We start from the raw sequence: 16,641 nt of genomic DNA, 5'->3' as shown, positions 1-16,641 counted from the left end.
GTGCCGGAGTGCGGCACGGGCCCAGCGTGCCGTGCCGCAGGTCAGCCCGTGCCCCGCACGAACGCCCAGGCGGTGCGGTTGACGGTGTCCTGGACGCCGGTGAAGCCCTCGTCGGGGCTCAGCTCCTCCTCGACCAGGTCGAGGTCCGGGTCGTCGGCCGTGCCGCCGAGGCCGTCCGGGCCGACGCCGAACATCACCGCCGGGTTGCCGCCCGGGTCCATGATGCCGTGCACGTCGTTGCGCCCGTTGGTGTGCCAGCTGCCCGACATGTGCCCGATCTCGTGGCTGGTGATGTTCCCGACCGCGCGGCCGATGAACGCGATCTTGTCGCTGCCCGCGCCGACGTGCGAGTTGAGCGACCACGCCGGTCCGGCCGGTCCGCTCAGCTCGTCGAGCAGCATCAGCGCGGTCTCCTCACGACCGAAGTTGCCGGCGTCGATCGACTGCGCGATGCCGATCGTGGAGATGCCCGACTCGGCCGTGCTGCCGCCGACGATGACGCGGCTGACGTTCGGGCGTCCCCACGGGTCGGCGTGGTCGCGGCTGTTGAGCAGGCGCAGCGCGAACCGGGGGTTGGTGCCCTTGGCGATCATGTCCCGTTCGAGGTTCTCCCGCACGGTCGCGATGATCGCGTCGATCAACGCGGACTCGTCGCGCGTGGTGAGCCCCCAGCCGGGCAGGAAGCGCGACAGCGGGGAGAGGTCGCGGAGACCGCCGCCGTTGCCGTAGATCGCCGTGTTCACCCTGGCGCCGTCGAAGTCCAGGAAGACCGCGTGCACGGAGCCGCGCGGAGCGGTTTCGGTGCCGGGGCGGAACGCTTCGAGCTTGACGTCGTACGGACCTTCGCCCGCCTCGACGCCGAGCCGGTAGCGGCCGTCACCCGGGGCCACGAAGTCCACGACGGCGTTGCCGCCGCCGGGCATCGGCGAGTCGACGGCGAAGAGGGAGGTGAAGTCCTGAGTCGAGCCGAACACCTCGCGGCCCGCCGGGTCGTGCACCGCGAGCCTCGTCCCGCCACCCGAGAGGGACGCGCCGAGCACGTCGCCGGCACGCAGGTCGAACGAGTAGTAGTCGAGGTCGCCGCTGCTCTTGCCGCTGGTGATCCGCAGCTCGTACGGGCCCTCGGTGCGGACGCCGTCGCCGGTGCCGGGCGTCTTGGGGTCGCGCGGCAGCCCGAACGGGTCCGAGCCCACCATCAGGTAGAACTGCTCGCCCGGCGGGATGGTGAACGTGATGGCGGAGTCGGTGGAGCCGGCGGTGTCGCCGCTGATGTCCCACAGGCCGCCGTCGGCGTCGAACAGCGCGAGGACCGTGTCGAGGTCCCCGACCGGGGTGGACGTCCGCGCGCTGAACGTCACCCCCGACGTCCCGCCGGCGAGCCGGTGGAAGTCGACGTCACCGGTGCCGTCGCCGGCGCTGCCGTGCGGGCCGTCGCCGATCGTGCCGCCGGTGCGCACGGCCTGGCGGACGTCCCCGATGCCGACGTCGCTCGCGAGGCCGATCGCGTCGTTGGTCTCGGCGAACGGCGGCAACGTGGGGATCGTGCCGTCCGGCTTGAGGTCGCCGGTCAGCGCGACCTTCGGGTTCGTGTTCCGGCGGGTGCCGAACCCCGCGATGTGCTCGGCCGTCCCCGGTGTGTCGTTGGCGCCTGTCGTGCCCGCCGCCTCCCGCTCCCGGTACGGCAACGCGACCTGCGCGTCGAAGCGCTGGTCGCGTGCCTCCGCCTTCACCGACCGGTCGCGGGCGACCGCGGCCCAGTCGGTGTCCGCCCGGTTCGACGGGAACATCAGCACCGGGTCGGGTTGGATCCGCTGGACGGACTGCCGGTCGGCGGTGGCCGGGGACTGCCCGCCCAGCACGAGCGAGACGGCCACACCCGCTGCCAGCACGCCTTGTAAGCGCTTTGTCATCGTGTTCCCCCTAGAGCTCCGGATCTCCAGGAAATCGCGTGAGGGCCGGCAGGTCCGGGCTTTCGGCGAGGTTGGCCCGTTCACGCGGATCGGTGGCGCGAACGTGCGGCGGCGGCTCCGGCGTTCGGCCTCACGGGCGTGCCGCCGACCCGGCACACGGGCCGGTCCGTCACGCCGACGGATCAGAAGTGGCCGTGGCGGCCTTCGCCGGAGCGGAAGCGGCGGAGGCCCTGTTCCACCTCTCGCAGTGAGACCAGGCCGTGGCGCAGCTCGTTGGCCAGGGCGTCCTCTTCCGACAGGCCTTCCTGTTCGAGGACCGACGAGCGGTCCTCCCGCAGGCACGTCTGGGGGAACGCGGCGATCTCCAGCGCCAGCGCCTCGGCGGCCGACCTCGACGTGCCGGCCGGCACCACCCGGTTCGCCAAGCCGATGGCCAGCGCCTCGTCGGCGGCCACCGGCCTGCCGGTCAGGACCAGGTCCATGGCGCGCGACGTGCCGATCAACCGGGGCAGGCGGACCGTGCCGCCGTCGACCAGCGGCACGCCCCAACGCCGGCAGAACACGCCGAACACCGCGTCCTCGTCGGCCACCCGGAGGTCGCACCACAGGGCCAGCTCCAACCCGCCCGCCACCGCGTGACCGGAGACGGCGGCGATCACGGGCTTCGACAGACGCAGGCGGGTCGGCCCCATCGGGCCGGACGGCGACTCCGGGTCGTTGCTCCGGGGAGAACCCAGGGCCTTCAGGTCCGCGCCCGAGCAGAACGTGCCGCCCTCGCCGTGCAGCACGGCCACCGCCGCCGTCGGGTCCTCGTCGAACTCCCGGAACACCTCCGCCAACGTGTGCGCCGTCGGGCCGTCCACCGCGTTGCGCACGGCGGGCCGGTTCAGCAGGACGGTGAACACCGGACCGGAACGCTCCACTCGCACGGCGCTCACAGCTTCGGCAACCCCCGCTCGACGATCGCGCCGAAGTCCACGCCGCGCGGCAGGGTGCCGAACGCCGCGCCCCAGTCGCCGGACAGCCGGGACGCGCAGAACGCGTCCGCCACCGCCGGGTGCCCGTGGCGCACCAGCAGCGAACCCTGCAACGCCAGCGCCATCCGCTCCACCAGCCGCCGGGCCCGCACCTCCAGGTCACCGAGGTCGGTCAGCTCGGCCTTGATCCCGTCCACCGCCGCGTCCAGCCGCCGGTCCGAGCCCCGCGCCGCGTCCAGCTCGCCGAAGAACTCCTCCACCGCCTCGGGAGAACGCCCGAGAGCGCGCAACGCGTCCAGCGCGGCGACGTTGCCCGAACCCTCCCAGATGGACATCAGCGGCGACTCGCGGAACAGCCGCGGCAGACCCGAGTCCTCGATGTAGCCGTTGCCGCCCAAGCACTCCAACGCCTCGGCCGCGTGCGCGGGAGCCCGCTTGCACACCCAGTACTTCGACACCGCCAGCCCCAGCCGACTGCGGTTGCCGGCCAGCCACAGCGCCACCGTCGTCGCCGCCTCCGACTCCACCGCCAGGTCGGCCAGCACGTTGCGCATCGCGGGCTGGTCGATCAGGTACGCCCCGAACGCCTTGCGGTGCGCCGCGTGGTGCGTGGCCTGCGTCAACCCGAGCCGCATCCCGGACGCCGAGCCGAGCACGCAGTCCAGCCGGGTCGTGTTGACCATCTCGATGATGGTCCGCACGCCCCGACCCTCCTCGCCGACCAGCCACCCGACCGCGCCGTCGTACTCCAGCTCCGCCGACGCGTTCGACTTGTTGCCCAGCTTGTCCTTGAGCCGTTGCAGGAACATCGCGTTGCGCGTGCCGTCCGGCAGCACCCTGGGCACCAGGAAGCACGACAGGCCGCCCGGCGCCTGCGCCAGCGTCAGGAACAGGTCGGACATCGGCGCGGACGTGAACCACTTGTGCCCGGTCAGCAGGTGGTGGTCGCCCTGCGGCACGGCCCGCGTGGTGTTCGCCCGCACGTCCGAGCCGCCCTGCTTCTCGGTCATCGACATGCCCGCGATCAACCCGCGCTTGGTCAGCGGCGCGCGCAGCCCGAAGTCGTACTCGCGGGACGCCAGCAGCGGTTCGTACCGCGACGCCAGCTCGGGCGTCGTGCGCAACGCGGGCACGGCGGCGTACGTCATCGAGATCGGGCACCCGTGCCCCGCCTCCGCCTGGCTCCACACGAAGAACTTGGCCGCGCGGGCGACGTGCGCGCCCGGCCGGTCGTCCTGCCACGCCGCCGCGTGCAGGCCGCTCGACACGGCGGTCTCCATCAGCTCGTGCCAGGCGGGGTGGAACTCGACCTCGTCGATCCGGTGCCCGTACCGGTCGTGCGTGTGCAGCACGGGCGGGTACGCGTTCGCCTGCCGACCGAGGGCCTGGACGTGCGCCGTGCCGGCCAGCACGCCGAGCGCGCGCACCTCGGGCTCCGCCCACGCCGCGCCGGCCCGGTGCAGACCGTCCAGCAGTGCCGGGTCGGCGGAGGTGTCGTGGCCTTCCAGCGGCGGGACCTGGTTGGTCACCTCGTGCGTGGCGTGGGTCATAACCACTCAGCGTACTACCCGTGGGTAACTTGCTTGTAGGCCGATTTTGGGGGTGCTGATCAAGCCACGGCGGCCTAACGTCGGTCCGGTGAGGGATCACGTGCAGGACCACTCCGAGCAGGACGGGGAGTCGGACCACGGACGGGCGGTCGCCGCGTTGCGCGGCCAGTACGCGGCCATCCCGGCGGGCGCGCCGGTGCGCCTGGCCAAGTCGACGTCGAACCTCTTCCGATTCCGCGCCGACCAGTCCGGCGGCCTCGACGTGGCCCGGTTCGACCGGGTGCTGTCGGTCGACCCGGAGGCCCGAACCGCCCGGGTGCAGGGCATGACGACCTACGAAGACCTGGTGGACGCCACCCTGCCGCACGGCCTGATGCCGCTGGTCGTGCCGCAGCTCAAGACGATCACGCTCGGCGGCGCGGTGGCGGGCCTCGGTATCGAGTCCAGTTCGTTCCGCAACGGTCTGCCGCACGAGTCGGTGCGCGAGCTGGAGGTGATGACCGGCGCCGGCGAGGTCGTGGTGACCAGTCCCCACGACGACGTGCACGGGGGTCTCTTCCGGGGCTTCCCGAACTCGTACGGCACGCTCGGCTACGCGCTGCGGCTGGAGATCGAGCTCGAACCGGTGAAGCCGTACGTGAAGCTGCGCCACGTGCCGTTCGGCGCTGCGGGGGAGTGCGCCGAGGTGATCGCGGCGGTCTGCGCCGAACGCGCCTACCAAGGCGAACCGGTCGACTTCGTGGACGGCACGGTGTTCTCCGGCGGCGAGCAGTACCTGACGTTCGGGAGCTGGGCCGGCACCGCGCCGTGGACGTCGGACTACACCGGCAACCAGGTCTACTACCGGTCCATCCAGCGGCGGCGGACCGACTACCTGACCGTCCGGGACTACCTGTGGCGGTGGGACACCGACTGGTTCTGGTGCTCGCGGGCGTTCGGCGTGCAGCACCCGCTGGTGCGGCGGCTGGTGCCCAAGCGGTACCTGCGGTCCGACGTGTACCGCAAGGTCGTGGCGTGGGACCGGCGGCACAAGCTGTCCGACCGGCTGAGCAAGGCGGTGCAGGAGCCGGTGATCCAGGACGTGGAGATCCCGGTCGACCGGCTCGCCGAGTTCCTCGACTTCTTCCACCGGGAGATCGGCATCAGCCCGGTGTGGCTGTGCCCGGTGCGGCTGCGCAGCCGGGACGGCGTCTGGCCGCTGTACCCGATGGACCCGGACGTGCTGTACGTCAACGTCGGCTTCTGGTCGACGGTCTCGCTGCGGCCGGGCGAGGAGCAGGGCAGCCGGAACCGGATGATCGAGGACAAGGTCACCGAGCTGGGCGGGCACAAGTCGCTGTACTCCGACTCGTACTACCGCGAGGGGGAGTTCTGGGCCAACTACAACGGCTCGACGTACCAGGAGCTGAAGGAGCGGTACGACCCTGCGGGCAGGCTGCCCGATCTGTACGCCAAGTGTGTTCTCCGTAGGTGAAGGGAGCCGGGGCCATGCGGTTGGCGGAGGTGTTCCAGCGGGCGGTCGGAGGCGACGCGTCCGTGCGGTTCAGCGCGTACGACGGCAGCGAGGCGGGGCCGGCCGACGCGAGTGTGGGCATCGAGGTGCGCACGCCGGAGGCGTTGTCGTACCTGGCGTCGGCACCGGGTGAGCTCGGCCTGGCACGCGCGTACGTGACCGGGCACCTGGAGATCATCGGCGGGGTGTACGGGGCGTTGCGGCACCTGTCGGAGATGTCGCTGCGGGGGTTGCCGTGGGCCGAGCGGGTGGAGTTGCTGGCCACGCTGGGGCGCACCCGGCTGCGGACGCGGGTGGAGGTGCCGCCGCAGGAGCGCCGGCTGCACGGCCTGCGGCACTCGAAGGCGCGTGACCGCGAGGCGATCGCGCACCACTACGACGTGTCGAACACGTTCTACGAGTGGGTCCTCGGACCGTCCATGGCGTACACGTGCGCGGTGTACCCGACGGCGGAGTCCACTTTGGAACAGGCCCAGTTCGCCAAGCACGACCTGGTGGCGCGCAAGCTCGGGCTGCGGCCGGGGATGCGGCTGCTGGACGTGGGCTGCGGCTGGGGCGGGATGGTGGTGCACGCGGCGCGGGAGTACGGCGTGCGCGCGCTGGGCGTGACGCTGTCGCGCAACCAGGCCGAGTGGGCGCAGAAGGCGATCGTGGAGGCCGGGCTGTCCGACCTGGCCGAGGTGCGGTACCTCGACTACCGGGACGTGCGGGAGGGCGGGTTCGACGCGATCAGCTCGATCGGCCTGACCGAGCACATCGGCAAGGCCAAGCTGCCCGCGTACTTCCAGTCCCTGTACCGGAAGCTGCGGCCCGGCGGGCGGATGCTCAACCACTGCATCACCCGGCCGGACAACAAGCAGCCGGCGCGGACCGGCGGGTTCATCAACCGGTACGTGTTCCCGGACGGCGAGCTGGTCGGGCCGGGGCACATCGTGTCGTTGATGCACGACACCGGGTTCGAGGTGCGGCACGAGGAGAACCTGCGCGAGCACTACGCGATGACGCTGGCGGCGTGGTGCGACAACCTCGAGGAGCACTGGGACGACGCAGTGGCCGAGGTGGGGCTGGGCCGGGCGCGGGTGTGGCGGCTGTACCTGGCCGCGTCCCGGCTCGGGTTCGAGCGGAACAACATCCAGCTGCACCAGGTGCTGGGTGTGAAGCTGGACGGCGCCAGGTCCCACATGCCGTTGCGGCCCGAGTGGCTGGGCTGACGTGGTGGGCTGACGGCGTGGGGCTGACGTGGCCGGGCTGAGGTGACGCCCGGGTGGCCTGGCGGTCAGGCCACCCGGAACCTCAGCCGCGTGCACGGCACTTCCCCGACGACGTCGGCCGCGTCCACCGGCCCCACCGCGATCGACGCGGCGACGGACGGCCAGAACGCCGCGGCGGCGTCGTTGGCGTGGTCGAAGTTCAACGTCCAGACACCGGGGTGGCGGGCGAACAGCAGGCGTGCCGCTTCCCGTGCCACCCCCTTCCGCCGGTGGCCGCGCACGACGAAGAACTCGGCGACGTTCCACGAGCCGTCCGCGTCGACGTCGCCGCGGGCCAGGGCGAACCCGGCCGGCTCGCCGCCGTTCTCGATGAAGTACGCCTCGCGCGCCCGCTCGGTGAAGTAGTGGTCCAGGTAGGAGTAGCCGAAGGTGCCGTGCCGGGTGAGCGGCAGCTCGCGGATCTCGGAGAAGTCGTGCTGGTAGAGCTGGATCAGGTTGGCCAGCACGGGCTTGTCCGCCTCGGCGACCGCCACGAGTGCAACGTCCACCCCACCACTATCCCGCGAGTCCTGCGTCCGGAACACCCGAATTCAACGCTCGGACCCCGCGCGGCATCAGCGCCGGCCCTCGATCAGCTCCGGCCCTCGATCAGCTCCGGCCCAGGACCGCGGACACCTCGTCGAACGTCAGCCACGAAGACCCGTACAGCGGCCCCTGCGCCCCCGTCACACCCAGCTCCGCCAACCGCCGCGCCTCGAACTCCGTGCGCACACCCGCCGCGTACACGGGAACTCCCAGCGTCCGCGTCCACCTGAGCAGCGTCACGGCCGCGCTCTCGTCGATCCGGTTCGCGCCCTCCGCCAACCCGTACACCGGCGAACCCTGGAACTTCACCCCGCTCAACGGGATCCGCCGCAGCCGGTCCACCGGCACGTTGCCGCCACCGACCTGGTCGAGCACCAGCCGCACCCCGTGCTCGGCCAGGAACGTCAGCTCGTCCACCTGGTCGTCGCTGATCAACGCGGGCAGCTGCTCGCCCAGCTCGAACTGCAGCATCGCCGCCGGCAGCCCGCTCTCCCGCAACGCCCGCCGCACGGTCGCCACCAGTTCCGGCTCCTGGCACTGCCGCGCGCTCAGGTCCATGCTCAGCACCGGTGCGGCGGCCCCGAACTCGGCGTGCCAGCGACCGGCGTCGGCGCACGCCTGCCCGATGGCCCACTCGCAGAGCCGCACCACCATCCCGGTGCACGTCGACAGCGACACCAGCGTCTGCGGGTCCAGCAGGCCCTCCGTCGGGTGGTCCCACCGCAACCGCGCCTCGACGGCGAGCAGCGACCCGTCCGCCAGCGAGTGCACCGGCTCGTAGTCGACCCGGAACTCGCCCTGCTCCAGCCCGCCCGAGATGGACGCGGCCAACCGCATCCGCGCGCGTTCGCGCTGGTCGCGGCCCTGGTCGTAAAGCGCCCACTGGGCCTTGCCGTCGTCCTTGGCCCACCGCACGGTCAGATCGACGCACCGCAGCAGCTCGACCGCGTCAGCCCCGCGCGCGGGCTGCACGACGATGCCGACGCTGGCCGTCACGCCGATGCCGTCGTCACCCACCCACACCGGCTCGGCGAGCATGTCGACGGCGGACTCGGCGAGCGCCACCACGGTCGGCACGTCGGCCGGGTCGCGGATCAGCACGCCGAACTCGTCCGGGCCGATCCGGGCCAACTGCCCGATCCCGTCGAACACCGACCGCAGGTGCCCGGCGACGGCGGTCAGGATGAGGTTGCCGACGTCGTGCCCGAACGCGTCGTTGACCACCCGGAACCCGTCGAGGTCGAACACGACCAGCGCGAGCGTCGCGGGCCCCTTCGCGCCGACCGCGCCCTCCAGCCAGCCGACGAACTGCGCCCGGTTCGCCAGGCCGGTCTGCATGTCGTGCAGGCTCTGCCGGACCAGCTGCGCCTGGAGCGCGCGGACCTCGTCCAGGCTCTCGATCATCGTCACGTAGAAGGCGGGCGCGCCGTCGTCGTCGCGGAGCAAGGCCAACGCGACGAGCACGTCGACGACCTCGCCGTCCGCGCGGACCAGCCGCGTCTCCACGCGCACGTGCTCGCGGCCGGTCGTCAGCTGCCGGGCCACCCGGGAGATCAGGTCACGGTCGTCGGGGTGCACCAGGTCGCGGGCGACGGTCCCGACCAGTTCGTCGGCGGTGCGGTCGAGCATCGCGAGCAACGCCTCGTTGCAGTCGAGGATCAGGCCGTTCACGTCGGAGACCGCGATGGCGAGCGCCGATGTCTGAAATACGGCTCGGAACTTCGCTTCACCCCTTCGTGCGGCTGATTCGGCTGATTGGGTGGAGTTCTTCCCGTGCCCTTCCCGGGTATTCGTGCGCAGGGCGTCACTGAATCCGGCCGCGAGTGCGCTGAGTACGCCGATCAGGTGTTTGTGATCGGTGGCCGGATCGGCAGGCAGGTCGGTGGCCAGGTTCTCGCCGACGAACGCGAGCGTGCGCTCCAGCGTCTCGGTCGACACCAGGCCGTGCTCGACCAGACCGCGACCGACCTGGCGCGCGGACGTCGGGCGATCGTGCCGGAGCGCGGTGCGCAGGTCGTCGGTGAACCCGGCGAGCAGCTCCTCCAGCAGGGGACGCGGCAGCGCGGCGGACGGGGGGACGGTGGGCGTGATGGCGGCAGCCCAGTCGCGCGCGAACCCGTCCCGGATTCCGGAGGACTCCCCGGACGCGTCAGCGGGTCGCACCGTGCCTGCCTGTTCGACCATGGTCATTCAGCTCTGCGGGCCAATCGTCATCGGTCACCCTGTGTTCGACGTATCGGGTGAAGTGATCACCGTGGTACACCGGCGTGCGAATTGCGGTCCATTGTCACTCGAATGGTGTAAGGGTGGACCGTTGGGGCGCAGTGAGCGTAGCGGTCTCGGGTGGTTGAGCGGGAGGGCGATCGAGGCGGGCCGGAATGCCGCCGGGGCGGTGCTTGACCTCGGGCCGGCTCGAGGTTTCGGCGTCGGGGCATGGCTGTGACAGTGCTTGGTCCGGGGGAGATGGGGTCCGCTGTGGCCGCCGGGTTCCTGGTGGGCGGGCAGCGGACCACGGTGTGGAACCGCACGACGGCAAGGCCGATGCGCTGGTGGAGGAAGGGGCGTCGGTTGCGCCGTCCGTGGCGGAGGCCGTCGCGGCGAGTGATCTTCTGGTGGTGAACGTCAAGGGCAATGGCGCCGCGCGGGAGAGCCCTGGCGTCGGCCGGGTCACTGGCCGGGCGTGCGGTCGTGAACCTGACCGATGGGACGTCCGGCGAGGCGTGGGACCTACCTCGGTGACATCGCGGGCATGCCGGCGCTGTTCGGGCTGGCCGTGAACGACACGATGTGGGGGACGCTCAACGGGTTCCTGCACGCGGCGGCGCTGCTGTCGAGCGAGGGCGTCGAGGTGAAGCGGTTCCCGGGGCACGCGGGGGCGTCGTTGAGCGGGCTGCTCGGCTACCTGCCGTCGTTGGCGGACGAGGTGGACCGGGGCGAGCACGCGGTGCCGTTCGGGGCGTTGAAGCACCGCGCGGTGGTCGGGGGCGGGCACGGGGACGACAGCTACTCGCGGCTGGTCGAGCGGTTCCGGTCGTCTCCCGCGTCCGAGCGTTTGAACTCGGGTGTTCCGAACGCAGGACACGGGTGTTCCGGAGGTACGACTCACGCGTTCCGAACGGAGGACTCGCGGTGTCTGGGTGGAGGACTCGCGGGGTGGGTGGGTTAGGGGAGGGTGGCGAGGACTGCGGCGATGCGGGTGGCGATGCGGTCGTTGTCGGTGGGGGCGAGGCTGAGCCAGCCGTTCTCGTGCACCATCAGGTAGCGGCCCTGGTGGGTGTCGAACCAGGTGATCAGCGTGCCGGCCCGGTCCCGCCGGTAGCCGGTGCCGACGGTGACCCCGAACTGGCCACCGGCGACCCGGCTGCCGGCCAACTCGCTGACCACCGTCGCGTCCTCGCGCGACAACCCCGCCTTCTGCAACGCCTCCCGCTCGTCCAGCTCCCCGCCGCCCCACGGGTCGTCCTCGTCGTCCTCCGGCTCGTCCTGCGCCGCCGCGGTCAACGCGTCGAGCCGCAGCGACAGCGCGCTGCCCGGCCCCGCCGACCCGTCCGGCAGCACGTCGACGATCGACCGGGCCAACGCGGTCGGCCGGATCTCCAGCACACCGACCGAACCGCTGTCGATCAGCGCCAACGCGCCCCGCTCACCATCGGACACGGCCACCGCCCGCACCGCGCGGTCGATGTGGGCGATCGCGTCGACCGCCACCTCGTGGTCGCCGAGCAGCCGGAGCAGCGCCACCAGCCGGGGGTCGGGCTCGCCGTACTCCGCGCGCACCTCCTCCCGCAGCCGCCGGCGTTCCTCTTCCGTGGCGCCGTGGCTCGGCACGTCCAGCGGGTAGGGCAGGCGACCGAGGTCGAGGTGGTGCCACAGCACGTCCAGCTGTCGCGGCGTGAGCACGAACTCGGGCTCGATCACGACTGGTCGCCCTTCTTCCGCGGCTTCGCCCCGCCGATCACCGACGGCGGCAGGTTCTCGCCCGGCACCTCGAAGATGTCCTCGCCCCGGATGTACGCGGCGGCCCGGTGCTCCTTGTCCTCGCCCTGCTGACCACCTGCCGGCGCGCCACCCGGAGCGCCACCGGCCATCGGCATGCCCGCCGCGCCCGCGCCACCGGGACCGAACCCGCCGACCGGCATCGCGCCACGGGCACCGGGGTTGGCAGGACCACCGACCGCGCCGGTCGAACCACCGGCGGCCAACGACCCGCCGGCGCCGCCCGCCCCACCGGACCCGGTGGGACCGAAGCCGGGACCGCCGCCGAAACCGGGAGCACCGCCGAAGCCGCCCGGGGGCATACCGCCCATCGGCATCCGGCCGCCGCCGCCACTTCCGCCGGCACCGCCACCACTTCCGCCGCCGACACCGCCGCCGGGCAACGGAGGCGTGCCGGGGGAGCCGGCCGGGATGTAGTTCGGCGGCCTCACGCCGGGCGGCAGGGTGCCACCGCCCTGGCGCGGCACGGCGTTCGGGGCGGCCGGCTGGTACGGCGGCACCTGACCGCTGCTCGGCGGCGTGTAGCCGGACGGGTTGTAGCCGGACGCGTTGTAGCCGCCACCGGACGGCGTGTAGCTCGAGCTGGACCGCGGCGTGTACGGGTTGGCCACCGGAACCTGCGCCGCCGCCGCGGCAGCCGTCGTGCCCTCGGGCCGGTACACCGCCGGACTCGGCGTCGCGCCGGGAGCCGCGATGCTGCCGCTCGCGTACGTCCCGCCGCCACCCGGGTACGCGCCGGGCTGGGCCGAAGCCGTGTGGGAAGTCGGGGCCGGCGGCGCGTACGACGCAGCCTGTGCGGACGTCATCGGCTGCAGCGCCTCGGCCTGCCGGGACTGCTGCGCCGTCCCCGCGAAGTTCGAGGGCGCGGTCGCGCCGGCGTCAGCACCACCGGCAGCACCACCGCCACCGCCCCCGCCCTCCACCGACAGGGTCCGCATCAGCATGGCCGGCGGCTCCTCGGTCCGACCGGTGACCGGGTTGAACGGCGCGGTGAACCGCGGCGTGGTCTGGTCGACCGCCCGCGACTCGTTCTCCATCGTGCTCATGACCGTCACGGCGTGCTCGTGCAACGCCCGCGCCTTCTCGTTGGCCGCCTGCACGTCGACCGCCGAGGACGCCAACCCGGCGATGCCGCCCGCCGTGAACGTCCCCGTGGCCTGGTTCCAGTCGAACTCGACCGGCTCCGGCATGCTCGCCCGCGCGTTCTCCATGATCTGGCTCTGGTCCTGCACCCGCTTGCCGACCTCGACCGCGGTCGCGGCGGTGTGCGTGACCCACTCGGCCAGGCCCTTGATCGCGAGCCGCGCGGCGTCCGCGGCGCCGCCGGTCCAGCCGGACTCGCTGACCGCGACCCGTTCGTTGATCAGCGTCGCGGACTCGGTGAGCTCGGTGCCGAACTGGCCCCACTCGGAGCCGATCTCACCGGTCTGGCCGGGGTCGTTGTTGTTGTGCACCGCGTCGTACAGCTCGCGGTGCGACCGTGACGCCCAGTTCTGCGCGTCGGTCAGCACCAGGTCGATCTCCTGGTCCGGCAGCCCTGCCTGCTCCGCCATCGTCGCAGCCCTCTCAGTTCGCGTTCAGCCGGACGAACTCGGAGCCGTGCTCCTCGTCGATGGCGATGAAGTTGCGGATCGCGCACTGCACCGAGTCGTGCGTCTGCTGGAGGACCTCGCGGTAGGCGGTCATCACGGCGACGAACGACCGCGGGTCGCCGTCCGCGCGCGCCTCGAACTTGAGCGCCATCCGGTCGCCGACGGGGTTCGCGCCCAGCGGCGCGGGACGGGCCAGCCGGCCGGCGCGCTCCAGCCAGGAGTCGACCAGGTCCATCTGCTCCACGAGCATCTTGCGCAACTCCTCGCCGGTGACCGGGTCGAGCGACACCTGGCCGGTGTTCACGGTCTCCTGGAGCGCCACGAGCCGACCGTTCACGGTCGGGATCTCCTGGGGCGGGGCCACTGCATCCCCGGTATCGGCGATGTACATCGGTATCCCTCGCGACGGCGGCCTGCTGGACGGAACCCACCTTCGCGGTGTGCTCCAACGCCCGGCCAACGCCGCCCCAACGTGACCTCCCGCGCAGCTCCCCGGACCGGGCCGACCACTGTGGGAAACTCTGCGACGGCACGGTGACAACGCCGAAAGGGATTCAGATGCGGGTGAACCTGCTCGGTCCCGTTGAGCTGGTTCACGCAGGTGGGGAAGCGGTCCGGCTCGGTGCGGCCAAGCGGCGGACGGTCCTGGCGGCCCTCGCCCTTGAACTGAACCGGGTGGTGTCCGGTGATCGCCTCCTGGACCTGGTGTGGGACGGCTCACCGCCGCCGCAGGCGAAAGCCGCCCTCCAAGGACATATCGCCCAGCTGCGCAAGGTCCTGACCGGCGGTGTCGCGCTCGTCACCCGCGCACCCGGTTACGTGCTGACCGGCGAACGTGCCGCCGTCGACGTGTTCCGGTTCGAAGACCTGCTGGCGACCGCCCGCGACGCGACGGACGACGACGCGGTCGGGCTCCTGCGGGACGCGTTGGCGTTGTGGCGCGGGCCGGTGCTCGCCGACGTGCCGGGCGACCACCTGCGCGAGGCGGTGTCCGCGCGGCTGGAGGAGCTGCGGCTGGTGGCCGTGCAGGAGCTGGCGACCCGGCTGTCGCGGCTGGGCCGGGCGGCCGAGGCGGTGGCCGGGCTTCGGGACGCGGTCGACGCGAACCCGTTGCGCGAGGCGTTGGTGTCATGGCTGGTGCTGGCGCTGCACCGGACCGGGCGCCAGGCCGAGGCGCTGGCCCTGTTCCACCGGACGCGGGAGCGGCTGGCCGAGGAGCTGGGCGTGGACCCGGGTCCGGAGCTGCGGGACGCCTACCAGGCCGTGCTGGCGGGTGACGCCGCGCGATCCGTGCCGGTGGGGCGTGAGCCCGCCCAGTTGCCGCGCGAGCACCGCGGGTTCGTCGGGCGTGAGCCGGAGCTGTCGGACCTCGGTGAGAGCCTGAGCGGCCAGGACTCGGCGATCGGGCTGCTGGTCGGGCCGGCCGGCGTGGGCAAGACGGCGTTGGCGCTGCGCTGGGCGCACCGGGTGGCCGCGGACTTCCCGGACGGGCAGCTGTTCGTGAACCTGCGCGGGTTCGACGAGACGGAGCCGCTGGACCCGCGGACGGCGTTGATCGGGTTCCTGCGGGCGCTGGGGCTGACCGACTCGGAGATCGCGGTCGGCTTGGAGGACCAGGCCGCGCAGTACCGGTCGCTGCTGGCCGGGCGTCGGGTGCTGGTGTTCCTGGACAACGCCCGGTCGGCCGAGCAGGTCCGGCCGCTGCTGCCCGGGTCGGCGCGCTGCCTGGTGCTGGTGACGAGCAGGCACCGGCTCGACGACCTCGTGGTCACGGAGGGGGCGTCGTCGCTGCACGTGCCGACGTTGCCGGAGTCGAGCGCCGAGGACCTGCTGGCGGCTCTGCTGGGGCGTCAGCGGATCGAGCAGGAACCGGACGCGGTGGCCGAGCTGGTGGAGCAGTGCGACCGGCTGCCGCTGGCGTTGCGGATCGCGGGCGCGCGGCTGGCGTCACGGCCGCGGTGGACGATCCAGTCGCTGGTGGACGAGCTGCGTGACGAGCAGGGGCGGCTGTCGGCGTTGTCGCTGCCGGAGGCCGGGCGCGGGGTGCACGCGGCGTTGGCGGTGAGCTACCGCGAGCTGCCCGAGGGCGCGGCGCGGCTGTTCCGGCGGCTCGGGCTGCACCCCGGGACGGACCTCGACAGCTACACGGCGGCGGCGTTGCTGGACATCAACGTGGCCAGCGCGCGGACGCACCTGCGGACGCTCGCGTACGCGAACCTGTTGCACGAGTCGACGCCCGACCGGTACTCGCGGCACGACTTGGTGCGGCTGTTCACGCACCACCTGGCGGCCACCGAGTCCGAAGTGGAGCTGGCCGCGCACCGGCTGCTGGACTACTACCTGCACGTGGCGGACCGGGCGCGGACGCACTTGTCCGACCACGTCCGGCCGTTCGGGCCGGCCGAGCACCCGCCGTCGTCGTTCCCGGAGCTGCTGTCGCACGCGACGGCGTTGGACTGGTTCACGCGGGAAGAGGCGAACCTGGGGCTGGCGCTGGACATGGCGGTGAACGGCGGGCAGCGGGAGCGGACGTGGAAGCTGGCGTTGTGCCTGGACGCGTTCCACTTCCGGCGCGGCAACCGGCTGGACCGGTTGGCGTTGTGCCGCATCGGGTTGGCCGCGACGCGATCGCTGGGTGACGGGCACGCGGAGGCGACGTTCCTGCTGCGGCTGGGGTCGACGTTGGCGGACCTGGAGCGGATCGACGAGGCGGTCGAGGCGTGCACGCGGGCGGCGGCGTTGGCGGAGGGCGACCGTCACCTGGAGCTGGCGGCGTTGGCGAACCTGGGGTACTGCCTGATGGCGGACGACCGGCTGGACCGGGCGCAGGAGGTGATCCTGGAGGCGCTGGAGGTGGCGCGGGAGGTCGGGGACAGGCGGTCGCAGGCGAGCATCCAGAACAACCTGGCGAACGTGCTGCTGCGCAAGCACCAGCCGGAGGCGGCGTTGCGCCACGCCACCGAAGCCCTGACCCTCTTCCCGTCCGCGCCGTCCAAGGCCCACACGGCCGCCCTCCACACCGTGGGCGCCGCGTCCCAGCAGCTGGGCCGTGCCGACGAGGCCCTGGAGTCCTACCGGGCGGGTCTCGCCCTGGCCGCCCGCCTGGGCGACCACTACCAGGAGGCCCTGTGCCACCGCGCGATCGGCGACGTCCTGGAACAGTCCGAAGGACCCACCGCCGCCAGGCCCCACTGGCAAGCCGCCCACCAGCTCTACCACGACCTGCGCCTCCCGGACGCCGACGACCTGGCCCGCAAACTGACCCCCACCCCCTGACCCGAACGGTGAACTCGCGTGCCCGACCGGA

12 protein-coding genes are annotated in these 16,641 nt (G+C 72.5%); 4 read left to right on the top strand and 8 right to left on the bottom strand.

Translation table 11 applies throughout. The features are described from left to right. Positions 1–41: 41 nt before the first annotated feature. From ACRAKI_RS31750 to ACRAKI_RS31740, 3 genes are all read right to left on the bottom strand, one after another. The gene (locus ACRAKI_RS31750) at positions 42–1,910 is read right to left on the bottom strand and encodes a PPC domain-containing protein (RefSeq protein WP_447004174.1); all 1,869 of its coding nucleotides are present in this window, start codon (positions 1,908–1,910) and stop codon (positions 42–44) included. 182 nt (positions 1,911–2,092) lie between these two features. Next, a complete protein-coding gene (locus ACRAKI_RS31745) occupies positions 2,093–2,848 on the bottom strand; it encodes a crotonase/enoyl-CoA hydratase family protein (RefSeq protein ID WP_447004173.1) in 756 nt (251 codons plus the stop codon). Then, positions 2,845–4,437, bottom strand: coding sequence for an acyl-CoA dehydrogenase family protein (locus tag ACRAKI_RS31740; protein ID WP_447004172.1), 1,593 nt, complete (start codon positions 4,435–4,437; stop codon positions 2,845–2,847). The genes ACRAKI_RS31745 and ACRAKI_RS31740 overlap by 4 nt, the downstream gene beginning before the upstream one ends. An 88-nt stretch (positions 4,438–4,525) precedes the next feature. On the opposite strand from ACRAKI_RS31740, the gene ACRAKI_RS31735 reads away from it, so the two are divergent. Together ACRAKI_RS31735 and ACRAKI_RS31730 are read left to right on the top strand one after the other, a co-directional pair. Continuing rightward, positions 4,526–5,911, top strand: a complete 1,386-nt coding sequence (locus ACRAKI_RS31735; RefSeq protein WP_447004171.1) for an FAD-binding oxidoreductase — start codon at positions 4,526–4,528, stop codon at positions 5,909–5,911. A gap of 14 nt (positions 5,912–5,925) precedes the next feature. After that, entirely contained in the window at positions 5,926–7,161 is a 1,236-nt protein-coding gene (locus tag ACRAKI_RS31730; protein ID WP_447004170.1) for a class I SAM-dependent methyltransferase, read from the top strand. A 65-nt stretch (positions 7,162–7,226) separates the two neighbouring features. Here the strand turns inward: ACRAKI_RS31730 and ACRAKI_RS31725 are convergent, their stop codons facing one another. Together ACRAKI_RS31725 and ACRAKI_RS31720 are read right to left on the bottom strand one after the other, a co-directional pair. Then, positions 7,227–7,709, bottom strand: a complete 483-nt coding sequence (locus ACRAKI_RS31725) for a GNAT family N-acetyltransferase (RefSeq protein ID WP_447004169.1) — start codon at positions 7,707–7,709, stop codon at positions 7,227–7,229. Between the two features lie 100 nt (positions 7,710–7,809). Next, a complete protein-coding gene (locus ACRAKI_RS31720; protein ID WP_447004168.1) occupies positions 7,810–9,930 on the bottom strand; it encodes a putative bifunctional diguanylate cyclase/phosphodiesterase in 2,121 nt (706 codons plus the stop codon). 517 nt (positions 9,931–10,447) lie between these two features. On the opposite strand from ACRAKI_RS31720, the gene ACRAKI_RS31715 reads away from it, so the two are divergent. Continuing rightward, complete coding sequence (locus ACRAKI_RS31715; RefSeq protein ID WP_447004167.1) at positions 10,448–10,912, top strand: imine reductase family protein; 465 nt, start codon at positions 10,448–10,450, stop codon at positions 10,910–10,912. On the opposite strand, the gene ACRAKI_RS31710 is transcribed toward ACRAKI_RS31715, so the two are convergent. Genes ACRAKI_RS31710 through ACRAKI_RS31700 form a run of 3 tightly spaced genes read right to left on the bottom strand, consistent with a single transcriptional unit; the run spans position 10,909 to position 13,671 of the window. Beyond that, positions 10,909–11,664, bottom strand: coding sequence for an ESX secretion-associated protein EspG (locus ACRAKI_RS31710; RefSeq protein WP_447004166.1), 756 nt, complete (start codon positions 11,662–11,664; stop codon positions 10,909–10,911). The two genes, ACRAKI_RS31715 and ACRAKI_RS31710, sit on opposite strands and share 4 nt — an antisense overlap. Continuing rightward, the gene (locus ACRAKI_RS31705; RefSeq protein WP_447004165.1) at positions 11,661–13,295 is read right to left on the bottom strand and encodes a PPE domain-containing protein; all 1,635 of its coding nucleotides are present in this window, start codon (positions 13,293–13,295) and stop codon (positions 11,661–11,663) included. Before ACRAKI_RS31705 ends, ACRAKI_RS31710 begins: the two co-directional genes overlap by 4 nt. Before the next feature lie 13 nt (positions 13,296–13,308). Further along, positions 13,309–13,671, bottom strand: coding sequence for a hypothetical protein (locus tag ACRAKI_RS31700; protein ID WP_447004164.1), 363 nt, complete (start codon positions 13,669–13,671; stop codon positions 13,309–13,311). 221 nt (positions 13,672–13,892) lie between these two features. Between ACRAKI_RS31700 and ACRAKI_RS31695 the strand changes: the two genes are divergently transcribed. Next, positions 13,893–16,610 carry a BTAD domain-containing putative transcriptional regulator gene (locus tag ACRAKI_RS31695; RefSeq protein ID WP_447004163.1) on the top strand — a complete coding sequence of 906 codons (2,718 nt, stop codon included), beginning with the start codon at positions 13,893–13,895 and terminating at the stop codon, positions 16,608–16,610. The last annotated feature ends 31 nt before the right edge of the window (positions 16,611–16,641 follow it).

The organism is Saccharothrix isguenensis (genome assembly GCF_052936305.1).
Note: the sequence above shows the minus strand (reverse complement) of the source record. Positions and strands in the feature narration are given on the sequence as shown.